We start from the raw sequence: 26,790 nt of genomic DNA on the forward strand, positions 1-26,790 counted from the left end.
TGATAAAATATTTCGAATACTCTTGTTATTAGATATATATCGTGTATATAATAATAATTGGGAAAACGCTTAACCTCAAAATGTATTGGGAGGATAATGTAAATGCAAAAGTTAACTTTGGGGATTATTGGTGCAGGAAGAATTGGAAGATTACATGTTGACAACTTACTATTAGTTCCAGAAATCAAAATAAAAGGTGTTTCCGATGTGGTGATCGATCATCTTGAAGCATGGGCAACAGAGAAACAGATCGAAGTATTAACAACAGACTACAAGGTTTTACTAAATGATCCAGAGATTGACGCCGTGTTTATCTGTTCACCAACTACAACTCACGCGAATCTTATTAAAGAAGCTGCCGCAGCTGGAAAACACATCTTCTGTGAAAAGCCAGTTAGCTTCTCGGTTGAAGAAACAGAGGGAGCACTTGCGGAAGTTGAAAAGGCTGGTGTAAAACTTCAAGTAGGTTTTAACCGCCGTTTCGATCCAAACTTTAAGAAGATCCGTTCTCTTGTTCAAGACGGAACGATTGGAACACCACATATTTTGAAAATCACATCTCGTGATCCTCAACCACCAGGGATTGATTATGTAAAAACTTCAGGTGGCCTGTTTATGGATATGGCAATTCATGATTTCGATATGGCTCGCTATGTAATGGGAAGCGAAGTTGTGGAGGTTTCCGCTCAAGGTGCGGTACTAGTTGATCCAGCTATTGGGGAAGCAGGAGACATTGACACAGCGATCGTTACTTTGAAGTTTGCAAATGGTGCACTTGGAGTCATTGATAATAGCCGCCAAGCAGTCTATGGATATGACCAGCGTCTAGAAATTTTTGGTGACAAAGGTGCCGCTCAAGCTGACAATAACCGTGCTACGAATGTAGAGGTTTCCACTGCTGAACATGTGACAAAAGAGAAACCGCTTTACTTCTTCCTTGAGCGCTATACCCAAGCATATATTGATGAAGTAACCGAGTTTGCAAAAGCAATACTTGAAAATGGTGAGTTAAGTTGCTCTGGCTTTGATGGCTTACAAGCAGAGCGTATTGCAAGAGCTGCAAAACAATCACTTGAAATAGGTGCTCCAGTAAAATTAGAACAAGTAACTGAGACAGTAGCAAACCTATAGGCGAAAGGGAGGATAATATGAAACCGCTTAAGTTTGAACAAAATCGGCCACTTGATATTATCGCTGTTGGCCGCCTATGTATCGATTTAAATGCGAATGAAACGAACCGTCCAATGGAAGAAACTATTACTTTTACAAAATATGTTGGGGGATCACCAGCTAATATCGCAATCGGGTCTGCAAGATTAGGTCAGAAAACAGGCTTTATTGGAAAAGTATCTGATGACCAAATGGGTCGTTTCATTACAAACTACTTAGAGAAAAACAACATTGATACAAAAGGTGTAACCGTTGACAAAACAGGTGCAGTCACTGGCCTTGCCTTTACAGAAATCAAAAGCCCAACTGATTGCAGCATCTTAATGTACCGTGATAACGTAGCGGATTTAAAACTTCATCCTTCTGAGGTTGATGAAGACTATATTAAACAATCAAAAGCACTATTAATCTCTGGCACGGCGCTAGCAAAAAGCCCGTCCCGTGAAGCTGTATTTTTAGCACTTGAATATGCAAACAAACATAATGTCACTGTCTTCTTTGACCTTGACTATCGTCCGTACACTTGGACGGACGAAGCAGAAACAGCCATGTATTACAACTTGGCTGCTGAAAAATGTGAAGTGATTATCGGTACTCGTGAAGAGTTCGATATGATGGAAAAATTACTTAATATTGAAGAATCTGATGATTACTATACAGCATCTCGCTGGTTCTCTTACCGAGCTGACCTTGTAGTGATCAAGCACGGTGGCGAGGGTTCCATCGGTTACACGAAAGATGGCAACTCTCACCGTAGCGGTATCTTCCCTGCAAAAGTTCTTAAGACGTTTGGTGCTGGAGACTCTTATGCTTCTGCTTTCATCTATGGATTGATGAATGGAAAAGAGGTTTCTGAGGCAATGAAGATGGGAAGTGCATCTGCTTCCATTGTTATTTCTCGTCATAGCTGTTCTGACGCAATGCCTACATATGAAGAGCTATATCATCATATGGAAACAGCAGTTTACGAGCCATCTAAGTAATCAGATTTCTAGAATTATAAACTTGGACGTGTTTCTGGTGACATAACTCTTTACTTCACTAGTAAGACTTATAAAAAAATTTAACTTGGTAGAAAAGGGAGATTTTTATATGACACAAACAGCAGTAAAAACATTGAAAAACTACATTGGTGGCGAATGGGTAGAATCAACTTCAGAACAAACAGAAATCGTATATAATCCAGCGACAGGAGAAGAGCTTGCAATTGTTCCTCTTTCTACGAAAGAAGAAGTAGATCAAGCGGTCCGCGCAGCAGATGAAGCTTTCAAGACCTGGTCTCAAACAGCAGTACCAAAACGTGCTCGTATTTTATTCAAGTATCAACAGCTTTTAGTTGAAAACTGGGATGAGCTTGCAAGATTGGTAACAATTGAAAACGGAAAAAGTTTCAAAGAAGCACAAGGTGAAGTTCTTCGCGGGATTGAGTGCGTTGAATTCGCAGCTGGAGCTCCCAATTTAATGATGGGTAAGCAGCTTCCAGATATCGCAAGCGGACTTGAGTCTGGTATGTACCGTTATCCAGTTGGGGTCGTTGGCGGAATCACACCATTTAACTTCCCAATGATGGTTCCTTGCTGGATGTTCCCACTTGCGATTGCTTGCGGTAACACATTCGTATTAAAGCCATCTGAGCGTACTCCACTTCTAGCACAGCGTCTTGCTGAACTATTTGAAGAAGCTGGTCTACCAAAGGGTGTTCTTAGCATCGTAAACGGAGCTCATGATGTGGTTAACGGTCTTTTAGAGCACAAGCTTGTTAAAGCCATCTCATTCGTAGGTTCTCAGCCAGTTGCAGAATATGTGTATAAAACGGGTGCAGCTAACCTTAAGCGTGTTCAAGCACTTGCTGGTGCAAAGAACCACTCTATCGTATTAAGTGATGCAAACCTTGATAATGCAGTAAATCAAATCATCGGTGCAGCATTCGGCTCTGCTGGTGAGCGTTGTATGGCAGCTGCAGTTGTAGCAGTAGAAGAGTCAATTGCTGACGAGTTGGTGGAAAGATTGAAGAAAGCGGCAGATGATATTGTCATCGGAAACGGGCTTAATGAGGATGTATTCTTAGGACCAGTTATCCGTGAAAGCCACAAAGCTCGTACACTTGGCTATATTGAGTCAGGTGTTGAGCAAGGTGCAACTCTTGTACGTGACGGTCGTCAAGATTCAGAAGTAACTGGAAATGGATACTTCGTTGGACCAACAATTTTTGATCTTGTTACACAAGAAATGAAAATTTGGCAGGATGAAATCTTTGCACCAGTTCTTTCCATCGTACGTGTGAAAGATTTAGCGGAAGCAGTTGATGTTGCGAACAACTCTAACTTCGCAAACGGTGCTTGCTTATACACAGATAGCGCAATCGCTGTGCGTCAATTCCGAGAAACAATTGAATCTGGTATGCTTGGAATCAACATCGGTGTTCCAGCACCAATGGCATTCTTCCCATTCTCTGGATATAAAGATTCCTTCTACGGAGATCTTCATGCTAATGGTACGGACGGTGTTGAATTCTACACTAGAAAGAAAATGCTAACTGCTCGTTACATGAAGTAATTTAATCTATAGAAGGGGAAGTGGTGGGATGAAACAGCTCGTGCCACTTCCCTTTTTCTTTATGTAGAAATATAGGCCATTATCGAGAGGAGAATAGATTGTGACTACCAATCGTTTAACAACAGCTCAGGCACTTATAAAATTTTTAAATGCACAATATATAGAATTTGACGGGAAACAAGAACGATTTATTAAAGGGATTTTCACGATCTTTGGCCATGGAAACGTGGTTGGTCTCGGCCAGGCACTTGAAGAAAACCCAGGAGACCTTAAGGTGTACCAAGGACGTAATGAGCAAGGCATGGCAAACGCGGCGATGGCTTTCGCAAAACAAAAGCATCGCAAGCAAATCATGGTTTGTACTTCATCCGTAGGACCGGGAGCGGCAAATATGGTGACTTCAGCTGCGACTGCAACTGCTAACAATATACCGATTCTTTTGTTACCTGGTGATGTGTTTGCATCTCGTCAGCCAGACCCAGTTTTGCAGCAAATTGAGCAAACACATAATCTATCCATATCAACAAACGATGCGTTTCGTGCGGTAAGTAAGTATTGGGACCGTGTTTCACGTCCAGAGCAGCTGATGTCAGCGATGCTGAATGCGATGCGTGTTTTAACAAACCCAGCTGATACTGGTGCGGTAACCATTGCTTTGCCACAGGACGTCCAAGGGGAAGCATGGGATTTCCCTGAAAGCTTCTTCAATAAGCGTGTTCACCGAATTGAGCGACGCCAACCATCAGTGGAAAGCGTTCAAGATGCGGTAACACTCATTCAATCAAAGAGGAAGCCATTCCTAATTTTAGGTGGCGGGGTTCGTTACTCGGAAGCCGCTGATGCATTTGTATCGTTTGCAGAAAAGTTCAATATTCCGTTTGGCGAAACGCAAGCTGGGAAGAGTGGTGTCGAAAGCAGCCACCCATTGAACTTAGGTGGTGTTGGTGTAACAGGGAACCTTGGGGCCAACACAATTGCCAAAGAAGCAGACTTGATTATCGGTGTAGGAACTCGTTTTACTGATTTCACAACGGGCTCTAAGCATTTGTTTGCTCAGGCGGATGTATTGACAATCAATATTTCTGAATTCCATGCTTCCAAGCTTGATGCAGTAAAGGTTGTGGCTGATGCAAAAGCAGGACTAAATGCAATTTCAGAGGAACTAGGTTCTTTCAAAACAGCTTATGATAACGAAGTTGCTGAAGCAAAGCAAGCATGGCAGAACGAATTAAATCGTCTATATGGAATTGAATATAGAGAAGGATTTAAGCCAGAAATTGCTGGCCAGCTTGATGAGAAACTTCCTGAATATGTTGAGGTTTTTGGGTCTCAATTAACACAAACATCTGTACTTGGTGTTATCAACAACCTTGTTGATGATCATGCGATTATTGTTGGTGCAGCAGGAAGTCTTCCAGGTGATCTTCAGCGTATGTGGGTTTCAAAAACACGTAACACATACCATATGGAATATGGCTATTCTTGCATGGGTTATGAAATAGCCGGTGCACTTGGTACTAAACTAGCTGAACCTGAACGTGAGGTATATGCAATGACAGGTGATGGAAGCTACTTAATGCTTCACACAGAGCTTGTTACCTCCTTGCAAGAAGGCAAGAAAATCAATGTTGTTTTGTTTGATAACTCAGGCTTCGGTTGTATTAACAACCTACAGATGGGCAACGGAATGGGTAGCTTTGGTACGGAGTTTAGAAAGCGTAATCCAGAGACCGGTAAAATGGATGGAAGTATCATGACTATTGACTTTGCCAAAGTAGCAGAAGGATATGGGGTGAAAACCTATTCTGTTCGTACACTTGAAGAACTCAAAGCTGCCTTGGCTGATGCGAAAACACAAACCATCAGCACCCTTATCGATATAAAAGTACTGCCAAAAACGATGACCGATGGCTACGGTTCCTGGTGGCATGTAGGGGTAGCAGAAGTCTCCGAAAAAGAAAGCATCCGTAAAGCATTCGAAGATAAAGAAACGAATTTAGATAAAGCACGCGTATACTAGGAGGAAACGGATATGTTTAAAGAGGGTCAAGTAAAATTAGCGATTGCACCTATTGGCTGGACGAACGATGATATGCCTGAACTTGGCGGAGAAGTGACATTTGAGCAATGTATTAGTGAAATGGCTTTAGCAGGCTTTACAGGTAGTGAAGTAGGAAATAAGTATCCGCGTGATCCAGAAGTATTGAATAGATACTTATCACTTCGCGGGTTAGAGATTGCTAGCGCATGGTTTAGCTCTTTCTTAACTTCAAAGCCATTTGAAGAAACGGCTGAGGCTTTTAAAGTCCATCGTGATTTTTTACACGCAATGGGTGCGAAGGTTATAGTTGTTTCCGAGCAAGGCAACAGCATTCAAGGACAAATGGACACGGCATTATTTGAAAATAAACCAGTGTTCACAGAGGAAGAATGGACATTATTCCTTGATGGAATTCAACGTCTCGGGGAACTTGCAGCTGAAAAAGGGATGAAGGTTGTTTACCATCACCATATGGGCACAGGTGTTCAAACGACAGAAGAAATTGCTCGTTTAATGGAAGGAACCGATCCGAATAAGGTATCCCTTCTATATGATACAGGGCATCTCGTATTTTCTGGAGAGGATCATCTAGAAATTTTAACAAAGTATATGGAACGAATTCATCATGTTCATTTAAAAGATGTTCGTCCTGATGTGGCTCAAAAAGTACGTGATGAAAAAATGAGCTTCCTTCAAGGTGTTAAAGAAGGAGTCTTTACCGTACCGGGAGATGGTCAAGTTGACTTTAAACCTGTCTTTAGGCTGCTAAGCGAAGCGAATTACGAAGGATGGTTTGTTGTCGAAGCCGAACAGGACCCAGCCATTGCCAATCCTTTTGAATATGCAGTTAAAGCACGTAAATATATCCAAGAGAATAGTGGGTTGTAAAAAACAACATACATTAACCTGCGTGCATGAAGCTCGCAGGTTCCTTCATACCTCCATAGCATGGGGGAAAATGGGAAGGAGAGACAGTATGGGAAATAAGGATAAAAGGCAAATGAATTCTAAGCAATTTCAAACTCATTTTCTGAGTATCGTTTTTTGCTTTTGGTTTTCAATGTTTATTTACGTCCAAACCTTTGGGGTCTATTTGGAGTTACTAGATTTTGGTTTTTATGCAACCGGAATTATTATGGGGAGCTATGGAATTATGCAGATTATCATTCGCTTTCCCATTGGGATTGTTGCAGACCGCTTTCAAATCAGCGGCAAACTTTTAGTAGGGATTGGATTTATCGCGTCGTTTACTGGTACCTTATTGCTTGCATTAACTACGGAGTTTCTTCCTATATTTATGGGGCGGTTTCTAGCAGGAGTTACGGCTGCGATGTGGGTCGTTCTTACAATTTGGTATAGCTCGTCTTTTAGTAAACAACAATCATTAAAAGCAATGAATCAACTTCAATCCACAATGGTAGGATCCCAACTAATCGCCATGTCACTTAGTGGCGTAATTGTTGATTTGTATAGTTTTACTCATTTGTTTTGGATAGGCGCTGTTTTCGCATCACTTGGATTCACCCTTGTCCTTTTGCTACCAAGCCAAGAAACATTTCAAGCTCATGAACCCATTCAAAAGAAACATACTCCTACTTTGGGTGGAATCCTAAGATCACGAAAGCTATGGTCATTAAGCATCATGTCACTTCTTGCTCATGCTGTTCTATTTTCAACGATTTTTGGTTTTTCATCGGTTTATTTCACACAGCTAAATGAATCCTCAACAGCTATCCTCTTTCTTGTAGTTTCATTTATGCTCCCACATGCCATGGCTCCAATGTTTTTATCGATGAAAAAAGGACACCTGAAAAACCCATTTAACCTATTGCAACTTTGTTTCGCTGCTGGAATTGCTGCACTTTTCCTTCTAGGATACTCAGATAGTTGGGTGATCTATTGTATCTTACACGGAATTCTTGGACTTTCTTTAGGTTTTGTGTTTCCAGTTATATTAGACGAAGTATGTAAGGCGGATGAAATAGGTGCCCCAAAAACGATTATGGGATTCTATCAATCTGTATACTCCATAGGAATTGTCGCTGGTCCAATCGTGGCAGGGTATCTTGCTAGAGAAGTGGAAATAGGTGCTGTCTTTGTCTTATCAGCAGTCATTCTTTTATTAGGAGGACTGGTGTCAATGGTAGAAAGCTTGAAGCTGGAGGAAGGACAAGTGATTAATAAGAAATTAGGGGGTTTTTAATAGTAAGAATATTAAAATATCCCCTATCTACTATTGACTGAAAACAGTTTCAATATTATTATATACTTATAAAGTTACTCAAAACTTACTCAAGTTTACAAAAATATGATAATATCTTGAGTAAAAATGTTCAATTTGTTCATGAAGAATGCTGCATAATATATTTAAAATTAGCATTTACAAAATGCTAAGGGGGAGAAAAATGAGTAAATTATTGCGTAAACCAAACAAAGCAGAGCAAGAAGTTACTGTTGTTCATGAGGTTACGACAGAAAATTCTCCATTGGAATATGTGGAGTTTAAAGTTATCGATTTATCTCCTGGTGCAAAGTACGCTGAGGAGCTAGGTAAAAAAGAGGTCTGCATCGTCGCGGTAACCGGGAAGATCAATGTAACCGATCATGAGCAAACATTCGAAAATGTGGGAACTCGTGAAAGCGTTTTTGAGAAAAGGCCAACTGATAGTGTGTATATATCCAATGATTGCAGTTTTGAAATTGAAGGGGTAAGCAATGCACGCGTAGCACTTTGCTATTCACCTTCTGAAAAGAAATTGCCAACAAAACTGATCAAAGCTTCTGACATCGGAATTGAAAACAGAGGCGTTCAAAATAATAAGCGATTAGTACATAATATTTTGCCAGATTCAGACCCATCTGCTAACAGCTTATTAGTAGTGGAGGTTTTCACAGAAAGTGGGAATTGGTCAAGTTATCCTCCTCATAAGCATGACCGGGACAATTTACCAAGTGAATCATACCTTGAGGAAACCTATTATCATGAAATGAATCCAAATCAAGGATTTGTTTTTCAAAGGGTTTATACCGATGATCGTTCCATCGATGAAACAATGACAGTAGAACATGGTGATGTTGTCATTGTCCCAGCAGGTTATCATCCTGTAGGTGTACCGGATGGATATGTTTCTTATTATTTAAATGTTATGGCGGGGCCAAAGCGTATTTGGAAGTTCCATAACGATCCAGATCATGAATGGATTCTTAGCAGTCGTCAATAAACGCTGAAAGAAAAGGTGCTAATTCCTTTCTGGAAATAGCACCTAAAAGATATTCCAAAATGAAACCGCTTTTAGTTATTTATAAGTTTTTAATATTAGAAAAATTATAGATTAAGAGAGCCGTCACCCATTATTTGGATACTCTGGATGAAACGCAAAATACGTATAAAAAGGTGAAAATCTATTGATATCGAGCAAAGGGGGCAACTGAATATGCTAGTCTCTATGAATGAAATGCTGAGAAAAGCAAAAGAAGATCGGTACGCAGTCGGTCAGTATAACATTAATAGTTTCCAATGGGTGGAAGCGATCTTGGAAGCTTCAGAGGAGGAGCAGGCTCCGGTTATCCTGGCAGCTTCTGATCGACTTGTTGATTACCTTGGTGGTTTTAATGTAATTGCCACTTGGGTTAGGACGTTGGTGGAAGAAAAGAAAATTACTGTTCCCGTAGCATTGCATTTGGACCATGGTAGAAGTGTAGAAAGGTGTAAAGAGGCAATTGATGCAGGATTTACATCTGTCATGATTGATGGTTCACATGATCCCATCGATATAAATATCGCTATGACGAAGGAAGTCGTTGAGTATGCAAAAGCTCATAGCGTATCGGTTGAAGCCGAGGTTGGAACCGTTGGAGGTAATGAAGACGGTCTAATTGGCGGGATTAACTATGCAGATCCTGAAGAATGCGTAAGGCTAGTAAGAGAGGCTGGAGTTGATGCCTTGGCAGCCGCCCTTGGTTCAGTCCATGGACCTTATCAGGGAGAGCCAAAACTTGGCTTTGATGAGATGAAGCAGATTTCTGAGATGACAGGAATTCCACTAGTTTTGCATGGTGGGTCTGGAATTCCATTATACCAAATTCAAAAGGCAATTGAATATGGTCATGCCAAGATTAATGTGAACACAGAATGCCTACAGGCTTGGACAAAGGCGGTTCGGGAAGTATTAGCAAATGATTTTGAGCTTTACGACCCACGTTTCATCCTTACTCCGGGGAAAGAGGCAGTAAAGGCGACGGTGAAAGCGAAAATTAAAGATTTTGGGACAAGTAACAAGGCCATTTTAAGCAATCGTTTACATGCTTAATTGAAAAGGGGATATTTATTAAAAAAATATCCCCACAACTTAGGGGGAATTCAGACGTATGATTTGGGTGATTTTTCTTAGCTTTTTAGCTTACACGTTATTTGTCATGTGGTTTTCTTGGTATAAAACAAGAGGGACAGATATGTCAACAACAGATGGTTACTTTCTAGGCGGTCGAAGTCTGACTGGTATTGTCATCGCGTCTTCATTGATCCTAACAAACCTTTCGACTGAACAAATCGTTGGTTTAAATGGTCAAGCTTTCGGGGAATCAATGGCTGTAATGGCATGGGAAGTCTCATCCCCGCTGGCATTGATTGTAATGGCCCTTATTTTACTACCGAAGTATTTAAAAGCTGGTCTAACAACAATTCCCGATTTTCTTGAACAGCGTTATGACTTAAGAACAAGACAAATTGCATCTATGTTGTTTTTAATTAGTTATGCCGTTGCCTATCTACCAGTTGTTCTATACTCGGGTGCTCTAGTATTAGACAGTATTTTCTCGTTAACCTCGATCACCAATTTAAGCCCATTTATGCTTGTTCTTGTTATTTCCGCTGCTATTGGAGTAATTAGTTTAGGGTATACCATTCTTGGTGGTCTTAAAGCAGCTGCTATGAGTGATACGATTAATGGAATTGGTTTAATTATTGGTGGTTTACTCATTCCTATTCTTGCTTTAGTTGTGCTCGGCGGAGGAAACTTGGCTAGCGGGGTCTATGAGTTGCTTCATGCAAACCCAGGAAAGCTGAACTCCATTGGTGGTGCTGAGTCTTCTGTACCATGGCCAGTATTAATCACAGGGATGCTTTTCAACAACATTTTCTATTGGGCAATGAATCAATCAATTATTCAACGTACATTTGCTGCGAAAAACCTTGCAGAAGGGCAAAAAGGGGTATTGTTTGCAGGGTTATTTAAGGTATTTGGAATGACTTTCTTAGTATTGCCTGGTATTATTGCTTATCTACTTTATGGGAATTCATTAGGCAATAATGATGCCGCTTACCCAACTCTTGTTATTGATGTTCTTCCGGTAGCGTTATCAGGGTTCTTAGCAGCAGTGTTGTTTGGAGCGATTTTAAGTTCATTTAATAATACATTAAATAGTGCGATTACATTATTCTCACTGGATATCTATAAACCAATCTTTAAACCGCAAGCGGAAGAAAGAGAACTTGTTAAAGCCGGCCGAGTTTTTGCATTTGGTCTAGCAATTGCATCTGTTATTGTTGCTCCGTTTATTATGTATGCGCCTTCAGGACTATACGCATATTTACAGGAAATGAACGGTTTCTATAATTTGCCAATTATTGCGATGCTCCTTGTAGGCTTCTTTAGTAAACATGTACCAGCATATGCCGGTAAAGTGGTCATCGTTGTTCATATCGTTTTATATTCACTATCAAAGGTATTCTTAAGTGATGTGAACTTTCTTTATGTGCTATCAATCCTCTTAGCTGTTGACATTTTTGTCATGTTGGTACTAGGAAGATTGAATCCAAGAGAAACACCATTCGTGTTAAAGGATGCGAAGAAAGTTGAGCTAACACCGTGGAAGCATGCAAAAACTTTTTCAGTTTGCCTTATTGTTGTTATGTTGGGCGTATATGCGTTCTTCTCTCCTATCGGGATTGCAGATGCAAGTTTGGCAACATATTCACTATCACAGGTTGTCTTTTTATTAGTGAATCTAGTGATTGTTGGAGCAGTTGCTTGGTTCTGGTATAGAACAAATAAAAAACTAGATCTTGCTGATAACAAAGATGAGTTTAAGAGAAAGATCATTTAACCTTTTACCAGAAAGAAAGCGGTAACGGTTATTGGACTTTTTTGAAAAAAATGAGCGAAAAATTAGATGAAATAGGAGGGGGAAACATGCCTTTAGTTCGGTTGGATATAATTGAGGGAAGGGACGAACATTCAATAAGAAAGCTCTTAGATGCTGCTCATCGCGCTATGGTGCAAGCATTTGAAGTCCCTGAGAGAGATCGTTACCAAATTGTCACTCAGCACACGGCAAGTGAAATGGTGATTGAAGATACAGGTTTAGGATTTGAGCGAAGTAAAGACGTCGTTGTCATAAGCGTGACAAGTAAACAAAGAACGGAAGAACAAAAAAAGAAACTTTATCAATTTATGGTTAGGGAATTAGGAGAACATTGCGGAATTGAACCCAATGATATTATGATATCTATTGTGACAAATGGAAATGCTGACTGGAGCTTTGGTTATGGTCAGGCTCAATTTCTAACAGGAGAATTATAACAGTAAAAAGCGGACCATTAGGCTGGGTCCGCTTTTATGATGGGTTCATCTTAATAAATTAGGTTAATATTATGTTCAATTGCAAATTGTTGATAATGTTGATTTGGTTTTCGGTCAGTAATGAGGTAATGGATTTCCTCTAAGTTACAATAAGTAGTTAAGGCATATTTATCGAACTTATCATGGTCGACTAAGAGAAAGACCTGTGAACACTTTTTCACTGCAGAACTTTTGAGTTCACTTTCGAGAGGAGCAGAGTTTGTCACCCCATTTGAGATTGAAATACCTGTTGAAGCCATGAAGGCTTTGTTTATATTGTAGGTCTTAAAAAGGTCCAACCCTTTATAACTAGTAAAGGATTTTGTTTCGCGTTCGAGCATTCCTCCAGTAGAGAAAATGTTTATATTTTTATAAGGCATGGATTCTACGATAAAGTCAACATTGTTGGTTACAACGGTTATACTTTTCTCTTTAAGAAAATAGAACATTTCAAGAGTAGTTGTTCCTGAATCAATAAAGATAATATCTCCATCTTCTACATAAGTGGAAGCTAGTTTTGCAATCTGTACCTTTTCTGTCTGATTGCGAACCTTTCTATCACTGAATGAGACTAGTGTAGAATGATTAACTGAAACTCCACCATATACCTTTTTTAAGTCACCATTTTCAACTAGCAATTGAACATCTCTTCTTATGGTGTTTTTGGATACACCAAATACCTTAACAAGCTCATCCAAAGAAACCGTTTCATGTTCCAAGACATACTCTAAAATTTGATGTATCCTTTTGGTTTTTATCATCAGGGTCCCCCTTGAATACATTAATGAAGGCACTAAAATACTGAAATGTATACTATTATTATATCAACAAATAACCAAAACTTCATCAATATTTGTATAATAAACCAGTGTTAATGAAATCCGATTAATTTGTCATTCAGAATTCTCCCCCATTCAAAACCCCATGTTATACAAATCTTCAAAATAAAGCTCTTCAAACTTTTTATTCAGGATTCCGTAATAATAGGCAATAGGCTTTTGTATGGTGCTTACTTTGAGTTTACTAATCATTTGTTTAAATGAATGAACGGCCATATTTACTACGAGATCTGTCCGGCTTTCACAATTATTCCGGTAGGCAGAAATTTGGGCCATTTTCCAGAATTCCTCGATCTGCTTCGCTTCTGGAAAGAAGTATCTGACGACTTGTGAGAAGGAGTAAGGAACCCGATCGCTTGTGTAAGTGTAATCAAGAGGCTTGTTATTCTTATTCTCGGAAGGTTCGGATGAATCCATTTCTTTACGTTCTTTAATACTTATAATATTAGTTTTAGAAGGATTACTAGTTTTATTATGGTGGTTCAAATCATCTTCCTTAGGTAGTCCGTTTGTAGGAAAAGGTTGAAATACATACAAGTTACTAGACTGAGAACCATTATTTCTTTCGGTTTCATGAACAATCAACAGACCTAAACCAATCGCCTTTTGAATCATTCGCTTAAAAGTAGAACGTGAGATACCGTATCCGTTGTAGTCATCATAAATCGCTTTTAACACGGTCCCAATTTTGGCATTGCAAACGCCAGGAATTTTCGCAGCAAAACGAATGAGTCGCTTCAAGCCAACTCGTTCTCCCTTAGAGAAATCATCCCTATGAACAGCCAACCACATTTCCATATGAGTATTAAACTCTTTTAAAGAAGAAAATTGAGAATACTGTTCAAATTGGTCAATACCACCATTTTTTAAACTCATTTCCTTTGCACCATCCCTTTATTTTTTATATAGAGAGGGGTGGTTAAAAAGGACAGGGTGATATTTGAATAGTTGTGACTGATTTTTGAACAGTTATGGTGTTGGTCGTTTGGTATAAAAATGTAAAAGGATTAGCTATTCTTTAGTCGAATTATATTATTAGCATATAAAACTAGGAGTAGATACCAAATATCGGAGAAAAAACGTGAATCCAAGAGTGAGGCCTAGGAGGAAATAAAGTGAAGCATGTTGTTGTTTACCGAAAATTACAACCCAAACACTTAGAGTTATTACGTGAGCAATGTCACGTATCGTACTATCCTGGTGTTAATGATGATAATCGTAATGAATTTCTAAATGATCTTAAAACAGCTGATGCCTTATTTGGTGCAGCAATGAAAATTACTCCGGAAATGTTAGATATAGCTCAAAATTTACGTGTCATTAGTAACTTTTCAGCTGGTTATGATAACTTTGATTTAGAAGAATTAACGAATAGAGGAATCATCGCTACGAATGCTCCTGATGCTTTAACAGATACTGTGGCTGATTTATATTTTGCTTCCTTGTTAGCGACTGCAAGAAGGATTGCTGAGTTAGACTCATTTGTACGAAATGGGGAGTGGGACAATTCTGTAGGTGAGGAACAATTTGGTATCGATGTGCATCATCGTACGATTGGTATTGTTGGACTCGGTCGGATCGGGCGAGCTCTTGCGAAAAGAGCCGCTTTAGGTTTTGACATGAATGTGTATTATACTAAGCGAAATCGGGACTTAGAAGCAGAACAAAAATATGGAGCCAAATATTGCAATGAACTTAGTGAACTATTGGAAGTGTCCGATTATGTGTGCATTACTGTCCCTTTAACTGCTGAAACACGAAACATGATTAGTCATCAAGAGTTTAAGGTAATGAAATCTACTGCAATTATAATCAATGGGGCAGGGGGACCTGTTATTGATGAATCAGCATTGATTCGAGCCTTACAAAAGGGGGAAATTCTTGGGGCTGGTTTAGATGTTTTTGAGAACGAACCACTTGAAGCAAGAAGTGATCTGGTATCCATGAAGAACGTCGTGCTAACTCCACATATTGGCTCAGCAACACTAGCCACACGCTCCTTAATGGTGGAACGAGGGATTGAAAATATGTTAACCGCATTAAAAGGAGAGAAGCCCGCCAATATCTTAAATGAACAAGTATTAAAAGGGGTTTCAAAGTAAATAGTTAATATTCAAATCACTTGAAAGAAAGGGTTTTACAATGATCGCAAACAAAAAGTGGCTTTCCATACCAAAAGAGATGAGAAGGAGTCTTCTAAGTAATGTTTGGTGTGGGAATTGCTCAGATGTAACAACCATTACTGCTTTTACAGTAGAAGAGCATAATTTCGGTATTGTGTTAAAAGGTAAATGTAAAAAATGCGGGAATGATGTGGCTAGGGTAATTGAGGAAGATTGAGCAGGGACACAAGTATATGGGGACGGTTCTCCTGTTTCATTTCAAGATGAAACTTGGGAACCGTCCCCTTTGTTTTTTCACTCCGGATACGTTGTGTGAGTGGAAAATAGTTACCAATAGTATCAAAAAAATTCAATCAAACGTTTGATTGAATTTTTTTCGTTCTTTTTACGTTTCACTTATCATTAATTCCGGGAACTTTTTAGACCGGGAATATCATTTTTCGAATAGATAAATAGACTATAAAGAATTAGAATAAGAATATAGCATTCCAAAAAATGTTAGAGGGGGGACATATATGATCCCGACAAAGATAGATTCCACTTCTATCACTATGATAAGAGAAAAAGGCTTCGAATCCGTCATTAATTGGTTTGAGCAGCATAAGCAATCATTCTATACTCTAGGTCGGTTCTATCTTAATCATCAGCACCAAATAGAAGAGCTATTTTACCGGTCTATTTTAAACGTTCACAAAGAATTGCCTCGATTTAAACATGACACATCATTCGATTTGTGGGTTACGTCCCTTTTCATACAAAACTGCCGAGAGCTTTCCCAGGATAATGGCAAACAGGCTGGAGAGGAAAGTGATTCACGTCCGGGATTACTTAAAGCACTTGACCAACTAAAAGACGATGAAAAAGAAGCAATGATCCTTAGGTATGTAAAAGGACTTTCTCAGGAGGAAGTGGCAAAAATTCTCCAAGTTTCAGTGGATCAGATAAAAGGTCGTCTGTTTTCTGGAATCGTATCACTGAGAGAACAAACGGAGAGTGGAGAATCCTTTAATGGCTGTACAGAATACCATAAGAATTACATTGATTATTTAGAAAGAACGATGGAGCGGCCGAAGAGGGTCGATTTTGAAGTACATATTTATCATTGCGAAAAATGCCAGGAGGATTTAGCTACCTTTCAGGAGGTTAGGTTATCTCTATTAAACCATACAGATAGGTTGGAAGATGTTCATGTGCCTTCAGGTTTCATGGAGAATGTCAAAGAGAGACTGGTAGAAAAGGAGAATCATAGACGTCAGAAAAACAAAAAACGTAAAAAAGTTGGGATTGTTTTCGCAAGCGTATTCAACGTACTGATGGGGATTGGCTTTTTAACAGGGTTATTTCCTAACCTCTACTATACATGGACAGAAGATGACGAGCAGCTGCGTTCCTTTTTACAGCAGGACCTGGGTCAAAGGGTAAACCTGGAAGCGGAAAGCGACGGGGTGATCGTAAAGATTAAGGGCGTGGTAGCTGATGATATTCAGACGCTTGTTTTTTATGAAATAGAAGATACAAATGAGAATAATCAATATTTTATGAATTATGATGATGGGGTTATTGTAGAGAACATGTATAAAATCATGAATCATGATACCTATCCGAAATACTTTCCTCCTGATCTTGAATCGGAAGTAAATAAAAGAGAAAAGAACGTTTATCAGGGGAAAATTAGTCTGCTGCCACTTCAGACGGATAACGAGACCATTCATTTGAAGATCAATAAGATTCTGAAGATTGATCGTGATGCCTCTGTGGAGAATCAATTCTGGGGCTACGGGAACAATCAATATCAAACAGGGGAATGGAACTTCGAAATTCCTGTGACCAAACAACCTTCCACCGAATATACGTTAAGTGGACAAACTCATATCGAAGGGATCCCCGTTCGATTTGAGAAATTAATCGTTGCACCAACAGCAACCTCTTTGCAATATAGTATTAATAGAGAACAGACGGAGAAACGGGTAGAGTTCCTTAATTTTAACAACCTAGAAGTCAACGATAAGATCGTAAATGTGGATATGTTTGGGGGCGTTCCGATGAATACACAGCAAGACATGAATTGGTACACTTTTCAAGCGCAATTTGACACTCTTATAGGAGAAAAACCAAAAGAGGTTAGCGTTCAATTTACGTCTGCTTATTTAACATATGAAGACGATAAAAGCATCCCACTTGATGTGACTCAGGAATATCCTCAAACCTTTGAATATGCAGGAAGTACCATCAGCATTGATAAAGTAGAAGTGGGGGTGCCAACGACGGTTGTTATAAGCAATCATGAAGTGGAAAATCGAGCATATGAATCCCTTCAAATCAATATTGTTGGAGAAGATGAAAGTGTACCTAGTTCAATGGGGATGGAATCGGAAGGAGTCATTGTGGACAAAAATGGAGTAATATACGACCCGAATTCAACTCCATTTTCCTATGAAAAGATTGAGCAACCGCGTCATTTTGAAACAGTCCAAATCATTAGGTTGGACGATAACAGGGTAATTCCAAAAAGACTTGATATTTATGGGTATAATACAACGAAATATTTGAATGATATTGTGAAGATTTCGTTGGAATAACATGCACTAATATGAAGAAAGCACACGAAACCCCTATGTACCGGGAGTTTTGTGTGCTTTTATTTATCTAGTAAAATGAAACCCTATTCTAGTGATATGGTTTCATTTTGGAATTTTGTGTGAACAATAGGTCTCTGTTTCCAAACCGGTTGTATTTTTACAGAAAAAAAGTATTGAGTTGTTAGACCTCTTACCTTTATAATGTGGGAGAGAAGTCGTTAACCGAAATGAAAGGGGATACAAAAGACAAATAATAGCTAGTTACTTTTTCATCTAAGTTGCTATTTTGCTTATAGTTGTCGGACGTCTGATAACATATGTCCATCGAAAAAGGGAATAATGAAAATTTTTTACATGAATTAGTAAGCGCTTTCGAACAGTCTATAAATGCTTTTTAACGTTTTACACTACATTATAGAGGTGAACATCATGAATATATTATGGGGAATTTTTGGGATCTTTGTTGTTTTAGGAATAGCATTTCTTTTATCAAATAAAAAGAAAGCGATTAATTATCGAACGATTCTTGGTGGTTTAGCAATACAGCTAACGTTCGCGTTTGTCGTTTTAAAATGGGAAGCTGGTCGTTCTGCCTTACAATGGTTCACAATGAGAATTCAAGATGTCATTAATTATGCTAACGAGGGACTTTCATTTGTTTTTGGGCCTTTAGCAATTGCTGATAAATTTGGATTTATCTTTGCATTCCAAGTACTAGCAATTATTATCTTCTTTTCATCGTTAATTTCGGTTTTATATTATCTAGGTATTATGCAGTGGTTTATTAGAATTATTGGCGGAGGATTATCAAAGCTATTAGGAACAAGTAAAGCTGAGTCGATGTCGGCAGCGGCTAATATTTTCGTAGGTCAAACAGAAGCGCCACTTGTTGTTCGTCCGTTTATAGAAAAAATGACACAATCAGAATTGTTTGCTGTTATGACGGGAGGACTAGCTTCTGTAGCGGGTTCAGTCCTTGTAGGCTACTCTCTTTTAGGTGTTCCGCTTGAATATTTACTAGCTGCTAGTTTCATGGCAGCTCCAGCAGGTTTGGTTTTGGCTAAATTAATGATGCCTGAAACGGAAGAATCAGAGACTTCTCATGAGTTAAAAATGGAAAAAGATACAGAATCAGTTAATGTGATTGATGCAGCTGCTCGAGGTGCTGGAGATGGTTTAAAGCTTGCTTTAAATGTAGGTGCCATGTTAATCGCGTTTATTGCATTAATTGCATTAATCAATGGGATCTTATCTGGTCTGGGTGGATTATTTGGTTTTGAAGGACTATCACTTCAAGCGATTTTAGGAATATTGTTTTCACCAATAGCGTTTGCTGTGGGTGTACCGTGGTCTGAAGCAGTAGCGGCAGGTAGTTTTATTGGTCAAAAGCTAGTTTTAAATGAATTTGTAGCTTATTCTTCATTTGCACCACAAATTGACCAATTAAGTCCAAAAACCGTTATTGTAGTAAGTTTCGCACTTTGTGGTTTTGCGAACCTAAGTTCAATGGCGATTCTTTTAGGAGGTTTAGGTGGACTAGCTCCGAGTCGTCGATCTGATATTGCAAAGCTTGGGCTTCGTGCAGTAGTTGCTGGGATGTTAGCTTCATTACTAAGTGCAGCAATTGCAGGAATATTTATTTAGGTGAAAGGGGATATCTCCCCTTTATAACACTTTATTTAAAAAACTAATGTTTAAGGATGCGATATCATGAGAATGGTAGATTTAATAGAAAAAAAGCGTGATGGTCATGAACTAACCAAAGAAGAAATTGGTTTTATGATTAAGGGTTATACGGATGGAGATATACCAGATTATCAAATGTCAGCAATGGCGATGGCGATTTTCTTTCAAGACATGACCATTTCAGAACGTGTACATTTAACGATGGCAATGGTTAAGTCAGGTGACCAAATTGACCTTTCTTCGATTGAAGGAATTAAAGTCGATAAACACAGTACAGGTGGAGTTGGTGATACAACAACACTGATTCTTGCACCACTAGTCGCTTCTGTAGGTGTTCCTGTTGCTAAAATGTCAGGACGTGGACTTGGACACACAGGCGGAACGATTGATAAATTGGAATCAATAAGCGGCTTTCAGGTTGAAATTGATGGTGAAACGTTTAATAACCTTGTGAATAAAAATAAAATTGCTGTTGTTGGGCAGAGTGGAAATTTAACACCTGCTGATAAAAAGCTATATGGATTACGAGATGTAACAGCAACGGTTAATTCAATTCCGTTGATTGCAAGTTCGATTATGAGTAAAAAAATTGCTTCTGGTGCAGATGCGATCGTTTTAGATGTCAAAACAGGATCAGGCGCATTTATGAAGGATTTAGAAGGTGCGAAGGAACTTGCCCATGCAATGGTGCAAATCGGTAATGGTGCTGGCCGTAAAACGATTGCGGTTATTTCTGATATGAACCAGCCGTTAGGTTTTGCAATCGGAAATGCACTAGAAGTAAAGGAAGCTATTGATACTTTAAAAGGTCAAGGACCAGAAGATCTATATGAGCTATGTTTAACACTTGGTAGTAAAATGGTCTATCTAGCAGATAAAGCAGAAAATGTGGACGAAGCACGGAAGATGTTAGAGGAATCGATCAAAACAGGAAAAGCAATTGAAACGTTTAAAACATTTATCGCTGCTCAAGGTGGAGACGATTCGATCATTGATGATCCATCAAGGCTTCCAACAGCTTCTTTTACCTTTGAAGTGGAGGCCAAAGAGGATGGTTATATTACAGAAATCATTGCTGATAAGATTGGGATTGCTTCAAGTATTTTAGGAGCAGGAAGAACAACAAAAGACTCAGAAATTGATTTAGCTGTGGGACTTGTATTAAATAAAAAGATTGGTGATTCAGTAAAAAAAGGGGATTCACTTGTGACCATTCATAGTAATACTCAAGAAGTTACTGAAGTAATCAATCGAATTTATGATGCTTATCATATTTCGCAAAGAAGTGTAGAATTGAATCCTTTGATTTATGACATTATTTATCAATAGTAAGCAGGGCCCAATGAGTGGGCCTGACTTTTAATTTAAGACGTCTGACATCCTACAACGTATAAAATATTAATATCAAAAAAGGAGAATGAAAATGAAGGAGTTACTTTTAAGTATCTTAGCAGGAATTGTGATAGGGGTTGTTTTTAAGTTCTTGCGTCTACCATTACCAGCCCCACCTGTGCTTGCGGGTGTGTTAGGTGTTTTCGGTGTGTACCTCGGTGGTGTACTAGTCGATTTTATTTTTAAAACTTTTACAAACTCATAATTGAGGAATTCTCATAGAAATGAACGTGAAGAGAAAGGGGGTTGAAGGATGAAAAATCAATTCATGTTTGAAGAAGCGAAAATAGCTAGAGAGAAGGCATATGCTCCATATTCAAAGTTTAAAGTGGGGGCTGCACTACGAACTAAAGATGGGAAGGTATATCATGGCTGTAATATCGAAAATGCAGCATATTCAATGTGTAATTGTGCGGAGCGTACAGCACTTTTTAGTGCTTATGCAAATGGAGACAAGGAATATGATCTACTTGTTGTCGTGGCAGACACCAATCGTCCTGTTCCACCGTGTGGTGCATGTCGCCAAGTGATTTCAGAGCTATGTAATCCAGATATGACAGTGATTTTAACGAACTTAAAGGGAGACGTAGAGGAAATAACTGTTAAAGAACTATTACCAGGCGCGTTTTCTCCGGAGGATTTAACTTAAACAAATAAGTTCCAAAAGGAAGAAGGAAAGGTGAAGCGAATGACTAAAAATATTGCAAGCATGATTGACCATACACTGTTAAAAGCCGATGCCACAAAGGATCAAGTTGAAGTTCTCTGTCAAGAGGCGAAAACACACGGATTTTTCTCCGTTTGTGTAAATCCAACTTGGATAGAAACTGCAGTCGAATTATTAAAGGATTCTGATGTGAAAGTATGTACAGTAATTGGATTTCCATTAGGGGCAACCACTTCTGAGACAAAGAGTTTTGAAACAAAAGATGCGATTCAAAAAGGTGCGCATGAAGTGGATATGGTTATAAATATTGGCAAGTTAAAAGACGGTGATGATGCTGCTGTTGAACAAGATATCCGTTCAGTAGTGGAGGCAGCAGAAGGAAAAGCACTAGTAAAAGTGATTATCGAAACAAGCTTGCTGACTGAAGAGGAAAAGGTCCGGGCTTGTAAGCTTGCTGTAAAAGCAGGTGCTGATTATGTGAAAACATCTACGGGCTTCTCAACCGGAGGAGCAACTGTTGAGGATATTAAGCTCATGCGTGGAACGGTTGGTCCGGAAATTGGAGTGAAGGCTTCAGGTGGTGTTCGTAACCGTGAAGTAGTAGAAGCAGTGGTAGAAGCAGGTGCGACACGTATTGGAGCAAGCTCTAGTGTAGCGATTGTCCAAGGTGAGACAGGGACTAGTGCTTATTAATAGGTTTACCATAATAAAAGGTTAAAAAGAGATTAGAACAATCTAATCTCCTTTTACATTTCATTTTTTCTACAAATGCTTCTTATCTTTAATGAAAGAGCTAGCCTTTATTACATGGTCTCGAGAAGCAACGTCAATCCAATACCTTTTAGTTTGCACTAGAGTCAACAGCCGCAGTTATCAGATATATGATTAACATGGGTAGATTCTGAAACAGGAAAGTTCATTTCTTTCCATGCCGCAATTCCCCCGGTCAACTCTTTAACTGTATAGCCACGTTCTAATAATAATTTTGCAACTTTGGCAGCAGTATTGCACCAGACATCCCAACAGTAAACAATAATTTCCTTTTCTAACGGTATTTCAGCTATATGATCTAGTATTTCTTGTTCAGGTATAACATTAGCATCCGTAATGGTTAAACTTCTTACATGAATTGGACCGTTTCTAACATCAATTAAAAAGTATTTCTCAGGGTCCATTTGTTTAGATTTCAAATAATCCATAGGGCTTATAGTTGCTTCCAGACGTGCATTAAAATAATCAAGTGCGTGCATTGTATAACCTCCAGTTTATTATAGTGATCGCCAAATTTTCACAAGAAAATCTTTCAGTAATTGTCTTTCTTGCTGATTTAAAGGGGCTAAAACTGCTAATTCCGTATTAATTAAAAATTCCCAACGCGAATCCAAAACATCGTTACCTTTTTCAGTAATCATAAGGCTATAGGATCTTCTGTCATTTGGATTTTTTTTTCTCTCGACAAACCCCAAAGTTTCCAAATGATCGATATGACTCACCATAGTTGTCCGATCAATTTGTAGGTTTTCAGAAATATCTTTTTGTGAAGAGTAAGGGTTTCCTTTAATAAATAAAAGGACTCCATATTGTCTGGCGTTAATCTCATAGGGGATAAGTCCCTCAGCAAACTTACTTTCCATTTGCTGAAGAACTTTTCCAAGTAAAAAACCATAAGATTGATTCCATTTTTCCAATTTCATATTTCCCCCCTTAAAAAATAATCAGTATAATATATAATCAGTTTAACTGACTAATTTTCATAATGCAAGCTCCAAATGAAATATAGAAAATGAGTTTGAAGTTGAGCATTTTTACGTTGAAGTTACTTATTGAAAACAATAGGGGATTTTTTGGAGCAGAAAAAAGCTATATTTATAAGTTATTACTAAGAGTTAGTATAAAAACCTTGTATAAATAATATAAAAGGTATACAATATTGTAAATAAATACACAGGTTAGGTAAAATATGTAAAAACACTGTGTTGTTTCTTGGAATCGGGACTTCTTCTTCTTATCTATTAATCATTAAATATAGAAACCTTCTAGAGAGATAGTAATCTCAACCTCCTTAAATTGTTTTACTGATTAATTGTACGGGTGGAAGAAGGATATATATCCTTATCTGCCTAGAGGGTTATTAGAAGTTAAAGAAAGTTCAAGCTTGGTGGTAACTAAATTTTGGACAGGAACCATTTGGAGCACACTGATTGCAGGTTAATTCTAACAAAATCACTTAAAAAGGTAGGTGCTAAAAAACAGTATCCAACCTTTTTTTCGTGACATAATATCCAAGTTATGAATCACAATCAGTAATTATACTGATTAATTAAAGATCTAATTCCAACAAAAAATACACAATTCCAGTACGGAGGAATTGTGTGCTTTATAACCTAATAGAAACCTCTGTTCCGTCTTTGAGGCTTGTTTCAACCAGCAGAAGACCTCTTTGCTTTGAAAGTTCCCTTAGCAAAGGCTTCAAATCATGGCTGTTTATATAAGGAATTTGAAATTTATTATTTGCTTTTTTTTCAATTGCACGATTTACAAGCGCCAGGATTCGCTTGGAAGTGAGGATCCTAATGAATAGATGTAAAAAAGCATACGGGACTGGAATAATAAATCGTTTGGCTTTTACTTTGATTGTTATCTTTATCATATTACTCAATAATAACCAGTACTTTGTCACCTTTTGCTGAGGTAACATCTACAATTTGTCCGTCCAATTCATTTTCAATAGCTTCAATTAACAGTTCCATGTCGATATCCTTCACATACTTTTCGGATTCGGGAATCATTTTAGCAATATTTGTTCCTACCTTTAAAACAGCTTTTATGAGTTTTATTGGCAGATTCACATTTACATTGTCACCATCCTCAGAAGTAACACGGATTTTAAGCATTTTGTTTAAGTAGGAGTTTGAGGTCCGTTTATTTAGATCGACCTGATTATCCTTTCCTTGCAGTACTCCGATTAATTCAGCAGCCTTCTCTTTGTTCAACTTTCCTTCTTCAACCATTGTTAATACTCTTGAAATTTCGTCACTCATTTAATTTTCCTCCCCATTTAATATCCCAATAGCTTCTTCGGCTGTTATTTCGCCCTTCTCCAGCATTAAGATTACTTTTTTGCGATCGATTTTTTCGACCTTCTTAGTGGTGGAATATCCAAGAGAAGAAATAATGTCATCTAATTTCCCTCTTACAGTGGGATATGATACTCCAAGTTCTTTTTCAACTTCTTTAATATTTCCACGGCACTTTAGAAAAGTTTCAATAAAACTAAGCTGTTCCTTGCTAAGAGTTGCAAAATTTGATAGTTCAAATTCATTTTCAATTGTGGTATGACAATGAGTACACTGCAGCTTAGTAATTTTTAATTGCTTACTACAAACGGGGCACTCTGAAATAAGAGGATATGCCATAATTCCCTCCTTCATTATTTATAATTCAAATATACATCAAATGATTTAAAAATTAAATAATTAAATTAAAAAATAAAAAAATAATTAAATATAAATTAATATAATTAACTTCGTTATTAAATAATTTAATTATAAAGAGAGTCTACTTTATTTAAGTGCCTTACTTTACAAATTAAAAAAGCTGACATTCCTAATTTGGAATATCAGCTTTATTCTGATCAGTCTTTAAATAGATAAAGATCTCCTTAACTGTTGATCATATTCTTTTCAATTAAGCAATCTTTAATGGATTGTACTGCCCGTACCTCGTCAGTTCCAATAGCCTTTATATATATTTTGCTTCCAGGTTTAATTCCTGATGCTAGAATATTCATGATAGACTTGACCGAGTGTTTTAGGTTAATAGTTTCTCCTTTATACTCTAGAAAAATATCGGATTTAAATTTATGAGCTAAACTTACTAAGAGGGTTGCTGGTCTTGCAAATCCAGTTTCCTTAATAATATTTAACTGCTGTTTAATCATTTTTCACCTCAAATGTATAAATTAATTATGACCCACTATACGATGTGGTACATATGGTTCTTCAAGGAATGCAATCTCTTCAGGTGATAGCTTTACTGATAAAGCACCTACAGCATCCTCAAGATGGGATATTTTCGTTGCCCCGATAATTGGAGCTGTTACTGTCTCTTTTTGTAATAACCATGCAAGTGCAATATGTGTACGAGGAACATCGTGTTTTTCTGCCATAGATGCTACTCGCTCAACCACTAATCGGTCGGCATCGGCAGTCGCATCGTATTTAAACTTTTGGACTTGATCCGTTTCAGAACGTTGTGTGGTTACTGACCAGTCGCGTGTTAATCTACCTGATGCAAGGGGGCTATATGGAGTAACACCTATTTTCTCTTCCTTGCAAAGAGGTAGCATTTCTCTTTCCTCTTCACGGTAGATGAGATTGAGATGGTTCTGCATAGAAACAAATTTTGTCCAACCATTTTTTTCAGCCACCTGTAAAGCTTTTTGGAATTGCCATGCGAACATCGCAGAAGCGCCAATGTATCTTGCTTTCCCTGACTTCACCACGTCATGCAACGCTTCCATTGTTTCTTCAATAGGAGTATGGTAGTCCCAGCGATGGATGATATAAAGATCTACATAATCTGTTTCCAATCTCTTAAGGCTTTGATCAATTTCACTCATGATGGCTTTTCGAGAAAGGCCTGAACCATTTGGCCCTTTATGCATTTGACCGTGTACTTTTGTGGCTATGACTACTTCGTCACGATTAGCGTAATCTTTCAGAGCCCGTCCAAGATACTCCTCACTTGTGCCAAGAGAGTAGACATTGGCAGTATCAAAAAAATTAATCCCTAATTCAAGCGCTTTTTTTATCACGGGGCGAGAGTCATGTTCATTAAGGACCCATTGGTGAACCCATTTTGATGCGTCCCCAAAACCCATACATCCAAGACAAAATCGAGATACATCTAAGCCTGTATTACCAAGTTTTACATACTCCATTAATTGTTACCTCTCTTTAATTGATTTTGCCATGTTTATCGTGGCCTCTTTTGAAATAATTATGCCATAAATCATAGGAAACCCTTATCCCATTCCTACCAATTTTTTGCCTAATCCTCTCAAACTCTCTTACCCAACCAAAGAATATTAGATATAATGACTGAAGTTAAAGGAA

General features: G+C 38.3%; 26 protein-coding genes. 18 read left to right on the top strand and 8 right to left on the bottom strand.

Annotated features, from left to right (window positions below; genetic code table 11):
- Positions 1-102: 102 nt before the first annotated feature.
- The 10 genes from iolG (at position 103) to ACRX5O_RS17655 (ending at position 12,348) form a co-directional block, all read left to right on the top strand.
- Entirely contained in the window at positions 103-1,131 is a 1,029-nt protein-coding gene (gene iolG, locus ACRX5O_RS17610; RefSeq protein ID WP_433907134.1) for an inositol 2-dehydrogenase, read from the top strand.
- 17 nt (positions 1,132-1,148) lie between these two features.
- Positions 1,149-2,153, top strand: coding sequence for a 5-dehydro-2-deoxygluconokinase (gene iolC, locus ACRX5O_RS17615; protein WP_433907135.1), 1,005 nt, complete (start codon positions 1,149-1,151; stop codon positions 2,151-2,153).
- Positions 2,154-2,262: 109 nt separating this feature from the next.
- A complete protein-coding gene (locus tag ACRX5O_RS17620; RefSeq protein WP_433907136.1) occupies positions 2,263-3,726 on the top strand; it encodes a CoA-acylating methylmalonate-semialdehyde dehydrogenase in 1,464 nt (487 codons plus the stop codon).
- Positions 3,727-3,826: 100 nt separating this feature from the next.
- Positions 3,827-5,746 (top strand): 3D-(3,5/4)-trihydroxycyclohexane-1,2-dione acylhydrolase (decyclizing), encoded by a 1,920-nt coding sequence (iolD, locus tag ACRX5O_RS17625; RefSeq protein WP_433907137.1) that lies wholly within the window; start codon positions 3,827-3,829, stop codon positions 5,744-5,746.
- Between the two features lie 12 nt (positions 5,747-5,758).
- Entirely contained in the window at positions 5,759-6,655 is an 897-nt protein-coding gene (iolE, locus tag ACRX5O_RS17630; protein ID WP_433907138.1) for a myo-inosose-2 dehydratase, read from the top strand.
- Between the two features lie 88 nt (positions 6,656-6,743).
- A complete protein-coding gene (locus tag ACRX5O_RS17635; RefSeq protein ID WP_433907139.1) occupies positions 6,744-7,970 on the top strand; it encodes an MFS transporter in 1,227 nt (408 codons plus the stop codon).
- Between the two features lie 202 nt (positions 7,971-8,172).
- Entirely contained in the window at positions 8,173-8,988 is an 816-nt protein-coding gene (gene iolB / locus ACRX5O_RS17640; RefSeq protein ID WP_433907140.1) for a 5-deoxy-glucuronate isomerase, read from the top strand.
- 213 nt (positions 8,989-9,201) lie between these two features.
- Positions 9,202-10,077, top strand: a complete 876-nt coding sequence (gene fba, locus ACRX5O_RS17645; RefSeq protein WP_433907141.1) for a class II fructose-1,6-bisphosphate aldolase — start codon at positions 9,202-9,204, stop codon at positions 10,075-10,077.
- A 58-nt stretch (positions 10,078-10,135) separates the two neighbouring features.
- A complete protein-coding gene (locus tag ACRX5O_RS17650) occupies positions 10,136-11,872 on the top strand; it encodes a solute:sodium symporter family transporter (protein WP_433907142.1) in 1,737 nt (578 codons plus the stop codon).
- Positions 11,873-11,958: 86 nt separating this feature from the next.
- Positions 11,959-12,348 (top strand): tautomerase family protein, encoded by a 390-nt coding sequence (locus ACRX5O_RS17655; protein ID WP_433907143.1) that lies wholly within the window; start codon positions 11,959-11,961, stop codon positions 12,346-12,348.
- A 50-nt stretch (positions 12,349-12,398) separates the two neighbouring features.
- Here the strand turns inward: ACRX5O_RS17655 and ACRX5O_RS17660 are convergent, their stop codons facing one another.
- Together ACRX5O_RS17660 and ACRX5O_RS17665 are read right to left on the bottom strand one after the other, a co-directional pair.
- Positions 12,399-13,148, bottom strand: a complete 750-nt coding sequence (locus ACRX5O_RS17660) for a DeoR/GlpR family DNA-binding transcription regulator (protein ID WP_433907144.1) — start codon at positions 13,146-13,148, stop codon at positions 12,399-12,401.
- 153 nt (positions 13,149-13,301) lie between these two features.
- Complete coding sequence (locus ACRX5O_RS17665) at positions 13,302-14,102, bottom strand: hypothetical protein (RefSeq protein ID WP_433907145.1); 801 nt, start codon at positions 14,100-14,102, stop codon at positions 13,302-13,304.
- A gap of 239 nt (positions 14,103-14,341) precedes the next feature.
- Here ACRX5O_RS17665 and ACRX5O_RS17670 point away from each other — a divergent pair, with 239 nt between their 5' ends.
- From ACRX5O_RS17670 to deoC, 8 genes are all read left to right on the top strand, one after another.
- Positions 14,342-15,328 (top strand): 2-hydroxyacid dehydrogenase, encoded by a 987-nt coding sequence (locus ACRX5O_RS17670; protein WP_433907146.1) that lies wholly within the window; start codon positions 14,342-14,344, stop codon positions 15,326-15,328.
- Positions 15,329-15,368: 40 nt separating this feature from the next.
- Positions 15,369-15,566 (top strand): hypothetical protein, encoded by a 198-nt coding sequence (locus tag ACRX5O_RS17675; RefSeq protein WP_433907147.1) that lies wholly within the window; start codon positions 15,369-15,371, stop codon positions 15,564-15,566.
- Between the two features lie 298 nt (positions 15,567-15,864).
- On the top strand, positions 15,865-17,928 hold the full coding sequence (locus ACRX5O_RS17680; protein WP_433907148.1) for a DUF4179 domain-containing protein: 2,064 nt from the start codon (positions 15,865-15,867) through the stop codon (positions 17,926-17,928).
- Between the two features lie 429 nt (positions 17,929-18,357).
- Positions 18,358-19,572, top strand: coding sequence for a NupC/NupG family nucleoside CNT transporter (locus ACRX5O_RS17685; protein WP_433907149.1), 1,215 nt, complete (start codon positions 18,358-18,360; stop codon positions 19,570-19,572).
- Positions 19,573-19,638: 66 nt separating this feature from the next.
- On the top strand, positions 19,639-20,943 hold the full coding sequence (locus tag ACRX5O_RS17690) for a pyrimidine-nucleoside phosphorylase (RefSeq protein WP_433907150.1): 1,305 nt from the start codon (positions 19,639-19,641) through the stop codon (positions 20,941-20,943).
- Positions 20,944-21,037: 94 nt separating this feature from the next.
- Positions 21,038-21,211 carry a XapX domain-containing protein gene (locus tag ACRX5O_RS17695; RefSeq protein WP_066057713.1) on the top strand — a complete coding sequence of 58 codons (174 nt, stop codon included), beginning with the start codon at positions 21,038-21,040 and terminating at the stop codon, positions 21,209-21,211.
- A 48-nt stretch (positions 21,212-21,259) separates the two neighbouring features.
- The gene (gene cdd / locus ACRX5O_RS17700) at positions 21,260-21,655 is read left to right on the top strand and encodes a cytidine deaminase (protein ID WP_433907151.1); all 396 of its coding nucleotides are present in this window, start codon (positions 21,260-21,262) and stop codon (positions 21,653-21,655) included.
- A 39-nt stretch (positions 21,656-21,694) separates the two neighbouring features.
- Positions 21,695-22,366, top strand: a complete 672-nt coding sequence (gene deoC, locus ACRX5O_RS17705) for a deoxyribose-phosphate aldolase (protein WP_433907152.1) — start codon at positions 21,695-21,697, stop codon at positions 22,364-22,366.
- A gap of 164 nt (positions 22,367-22,530) precedes the next feature.
- Here deoC and ACRX5O_RS17710 read toward each other — a convergent pair whose 3' ends face one another.
- From ACRX5O_RS17710 to ACRX5O_RS17735, 6 genes are all read right to left on the bottom strand, one after another.
- Entirely contained in the window at positions 22,531-22,923 is a 393-nt protein-coding gene (locus ACRX5O_RS17710; protein ID WP_433907153.1) for a rhodanese-like domain-containing protein, read from the bottom strand.
- Positions 22,924-22,941: 18 nt separating this feature from the next.
- On the bottom strand, positions 22,942-23,367 hold the full coding sequence (locus tag ACRX5O_RS17715; protein ID WP_433907154.1) for a MarR family winged helix-turn-helix transcriptional regulator: 426 nt from the start codon (positions 23,365-23,367) through the stop codon (positions 22,942-22,944).
- A 957-nt stretch (positions 23,368-24,324) separates the two neighbouring features.
- Positions 24,325-24,714 (bottom strand): SHOCT-like domain-containing protein, encoded by a 390-nt coding sequence (locus ACRX5O_RS17720; RefSeq protein ID WP_433907155.1) that lies wholly within the window; start codon positions 24,712-24,714, stop codon positions 24,325-24,327.
- Complete coding sequence (locus ACRX5O_RS17725) at positions 24,715-25,089, bottom strand: DUF2089 domain-containing protein (RefSeq protein ID WP_433907156.1); 375 nt, start codon at positions 25,087-25,089, stop codon at positions 24,715-24,717.
- 245 nt (positions 25,090-25,334) lie between these two features.
- The gene (locus ACRX5O_RS17730; protein WP_433907157.1) at positions 25,335-25,613 is read right to left on the bottom strand and encodes an HPr family phosphocarrier protein; all 279 of its coding nucleotides are present in this window, start codon (positions 25,611-25,613) and stop codon (positions 25,335-25,337) included.
- Between the two features lie 21 nt (positions 25,614-25,634).
- Positions 25,635-26,615 (bottom strand): aldo/keto reductase, encoded by a 981-nt coding sequence (locus tag ACRX5O_RS17735; protein WP_433907158.1) that lies wholly within the window; start codon positions 26,613-26,615, stop codon positions 25,635-25,637.
- Positions 26,616-26,790: the final 175 nt, after the last annotated feature.

Origin of the sequence: Robertmurraya mesotrionivorans (genome assembly GCF_050971805.1) — a bacterium.
In the GTDB taxonomy this organism is placed as follows: Bacteria; Bacillota; Bacilli; order Bacillales; family Cytobacillaceae; genus Robertmurraya_A.

Bases quoted from the DNA above. Each gene is read 5' to 3' on its own strand.
- deoC (WP_433907152.1), top strand. From the start codon at position 21,695: ATGACTAAAAATATTGCAAGCATGATTGACCATACACTGTTAAAAGCC.
- iolG (WP_433907134.1), top strand. From the start codon at position 103: ATGCAAAAGTTAACTTTGGGGATTATTGGTGCAGGAAGAATTGGAAGA.
- ACRX5O_RS17710 (WP_433907153.1), bottom strand. From the start codon at position 22,923: ATGCACGCACTTGATTATTTTAATGCACGTCTGGAAGCAACTATAAGC.
- ACRX5O_RS17690 (WP_433907150.1), top strand. From the start codon at position 19,639: ATGAGAATGGTAGATTTAATAGAAAAAAAGCGTGATGGTCATGAACTA.
- ACRX5O_RS17655 (WP_433907143.1), top strand. From the start codon at position 11,959: ATGCCTTTAGTTCGGTTGGATATAATTGAGGGAAGGGACGAACATTCA.
- ACRX5O_RS17720 (WP_433907155.1), bottom strand. From the start codon at position 24,714: ATGAGTGACGAAATTTCAAGAGTATTAACAATGGTTGAAGAAGGAAAG.
- ACRX5O_RS17620 (WP_433907136.1), top strand. From the start codon at position 2,263: ATGACACAAACAGCAGTAAAAACATTGAAAAACTACATTGGTGGCGAA.
- ACRX5O_RS17660 (WP_433907144.1), bottom strand. From the start codon at position 13,148: ATGATAAAAACCAAAAGGATACATCAAATTTTAGAGTATGTCTTGGAA.
- cdd (WP_433907151.1), top strand. From the start codon at position 21,260: ATGAAAAATCAATTCATGTTTGAAGAAGCGAAAATAGCTAGAGAGAAG.
- ACRX5O_RS17635 (WP_433907139.1), top strand. From the start codon at position 6,744: ATGGGAAATAAGGATAAAAGGCAAATGAATTCTAAGCAATTTCAAACT.
- ACRX5O_RS17665 (WP_433907145.1), bottom strand. From the start codon at position 14,102: ATGAGTTTAAAAAATGGTGGTATTGACCAATTTGAACAGTATTCTCAA.
- ACRX5O_RS17685 (WP_433907149.1), top strand. From the start codon at position 18,358: ATGAATATATTATGGGGAATTTTTGGGATCTTTGTTGTTTTAGGAATA.
- ACRX5O_RS17675 (WP_433907147.1), top strand. From the start codon at position 15,369: ATGATCGCAAACAAAAAGTGGCTTTCCATACCAAAAGAGATGAGAAGG.
- iolE (WP_433907138.1), top strand. From the start codon at position 5,759: ATGTTTAAAGAGGGTCAAGTAAAATTAGCGATTGCACCTATTGGCTGG.
- iolB (WP_433907140.1), top strand. From the start codon at position 8,173: ATGAGTAAATTATTGCGTAAACCAAACAAAGCAGAGCAAGAAGTTACT.
- ACRX5O_RS17730 (WP_433907157.1), bottom strand. From the start codon at position 25,613: ATGATTAAACAGCAGTTAAATATTATTAAGGAAACTGGATTTGCAAGA.
- fba (WP_433907141.1), top strand. From the start codon at position 9,202: ATGCTAGTCTCTATGAATGAAATGCTGAGAAAAGCAAAAGAAGATCGG.
- ACRX5O_RS17715 (WP_433907154.1), bottom strand. From the start codon at position 23,367: ATGAAATTGGAAAAATGGAATCAATCTTATGGTTTTTTACTTGGAAAA.
- iolC (WP_433907135.1), top strand. From the start codon at position 1,149: ATGAAACCGCTTAAGTTTGAACAAAATCGGCCACTTGATATTATCGCT.
- ACRX5O_RS17735 (WP_433907158.1), bottom strand. From the start codon at position 26,615: ATGGAGTATGTAAAACTTGGTAATACAGGCTTAGATGTATCTCGATTT.
- ACRX5O_RS17725 (WP_433907156.1), bottom strand. From the start codon at position 25,089: ATGGCATATCCTCTTATTTCAGAGTGCCCCGTTTGTAGTAAGCAATTA.
- ACRX5O_RS17680 (WP_433907148.1), top strand. From the start codon at position 15,865: ATGATCCCGACAAAGATAGATTCCACTTCTATCACTATGATAAGAGAA.
- ACRX5O_RS17695 (WP_066057713.1), top strand. From the start codon at position 21,038: ATGAAGGAGTTACTTTTAAGTATCTTAGCAGGAATTGTGATAGGGGTT.
- ACRX5O_RS17650 (WP_433907142.1), top strand. From the start codon at position 10,136: ATGATTTGGGTGATTTTTCTTAGCTTTTTAGCTTACACGTTATTTGTC.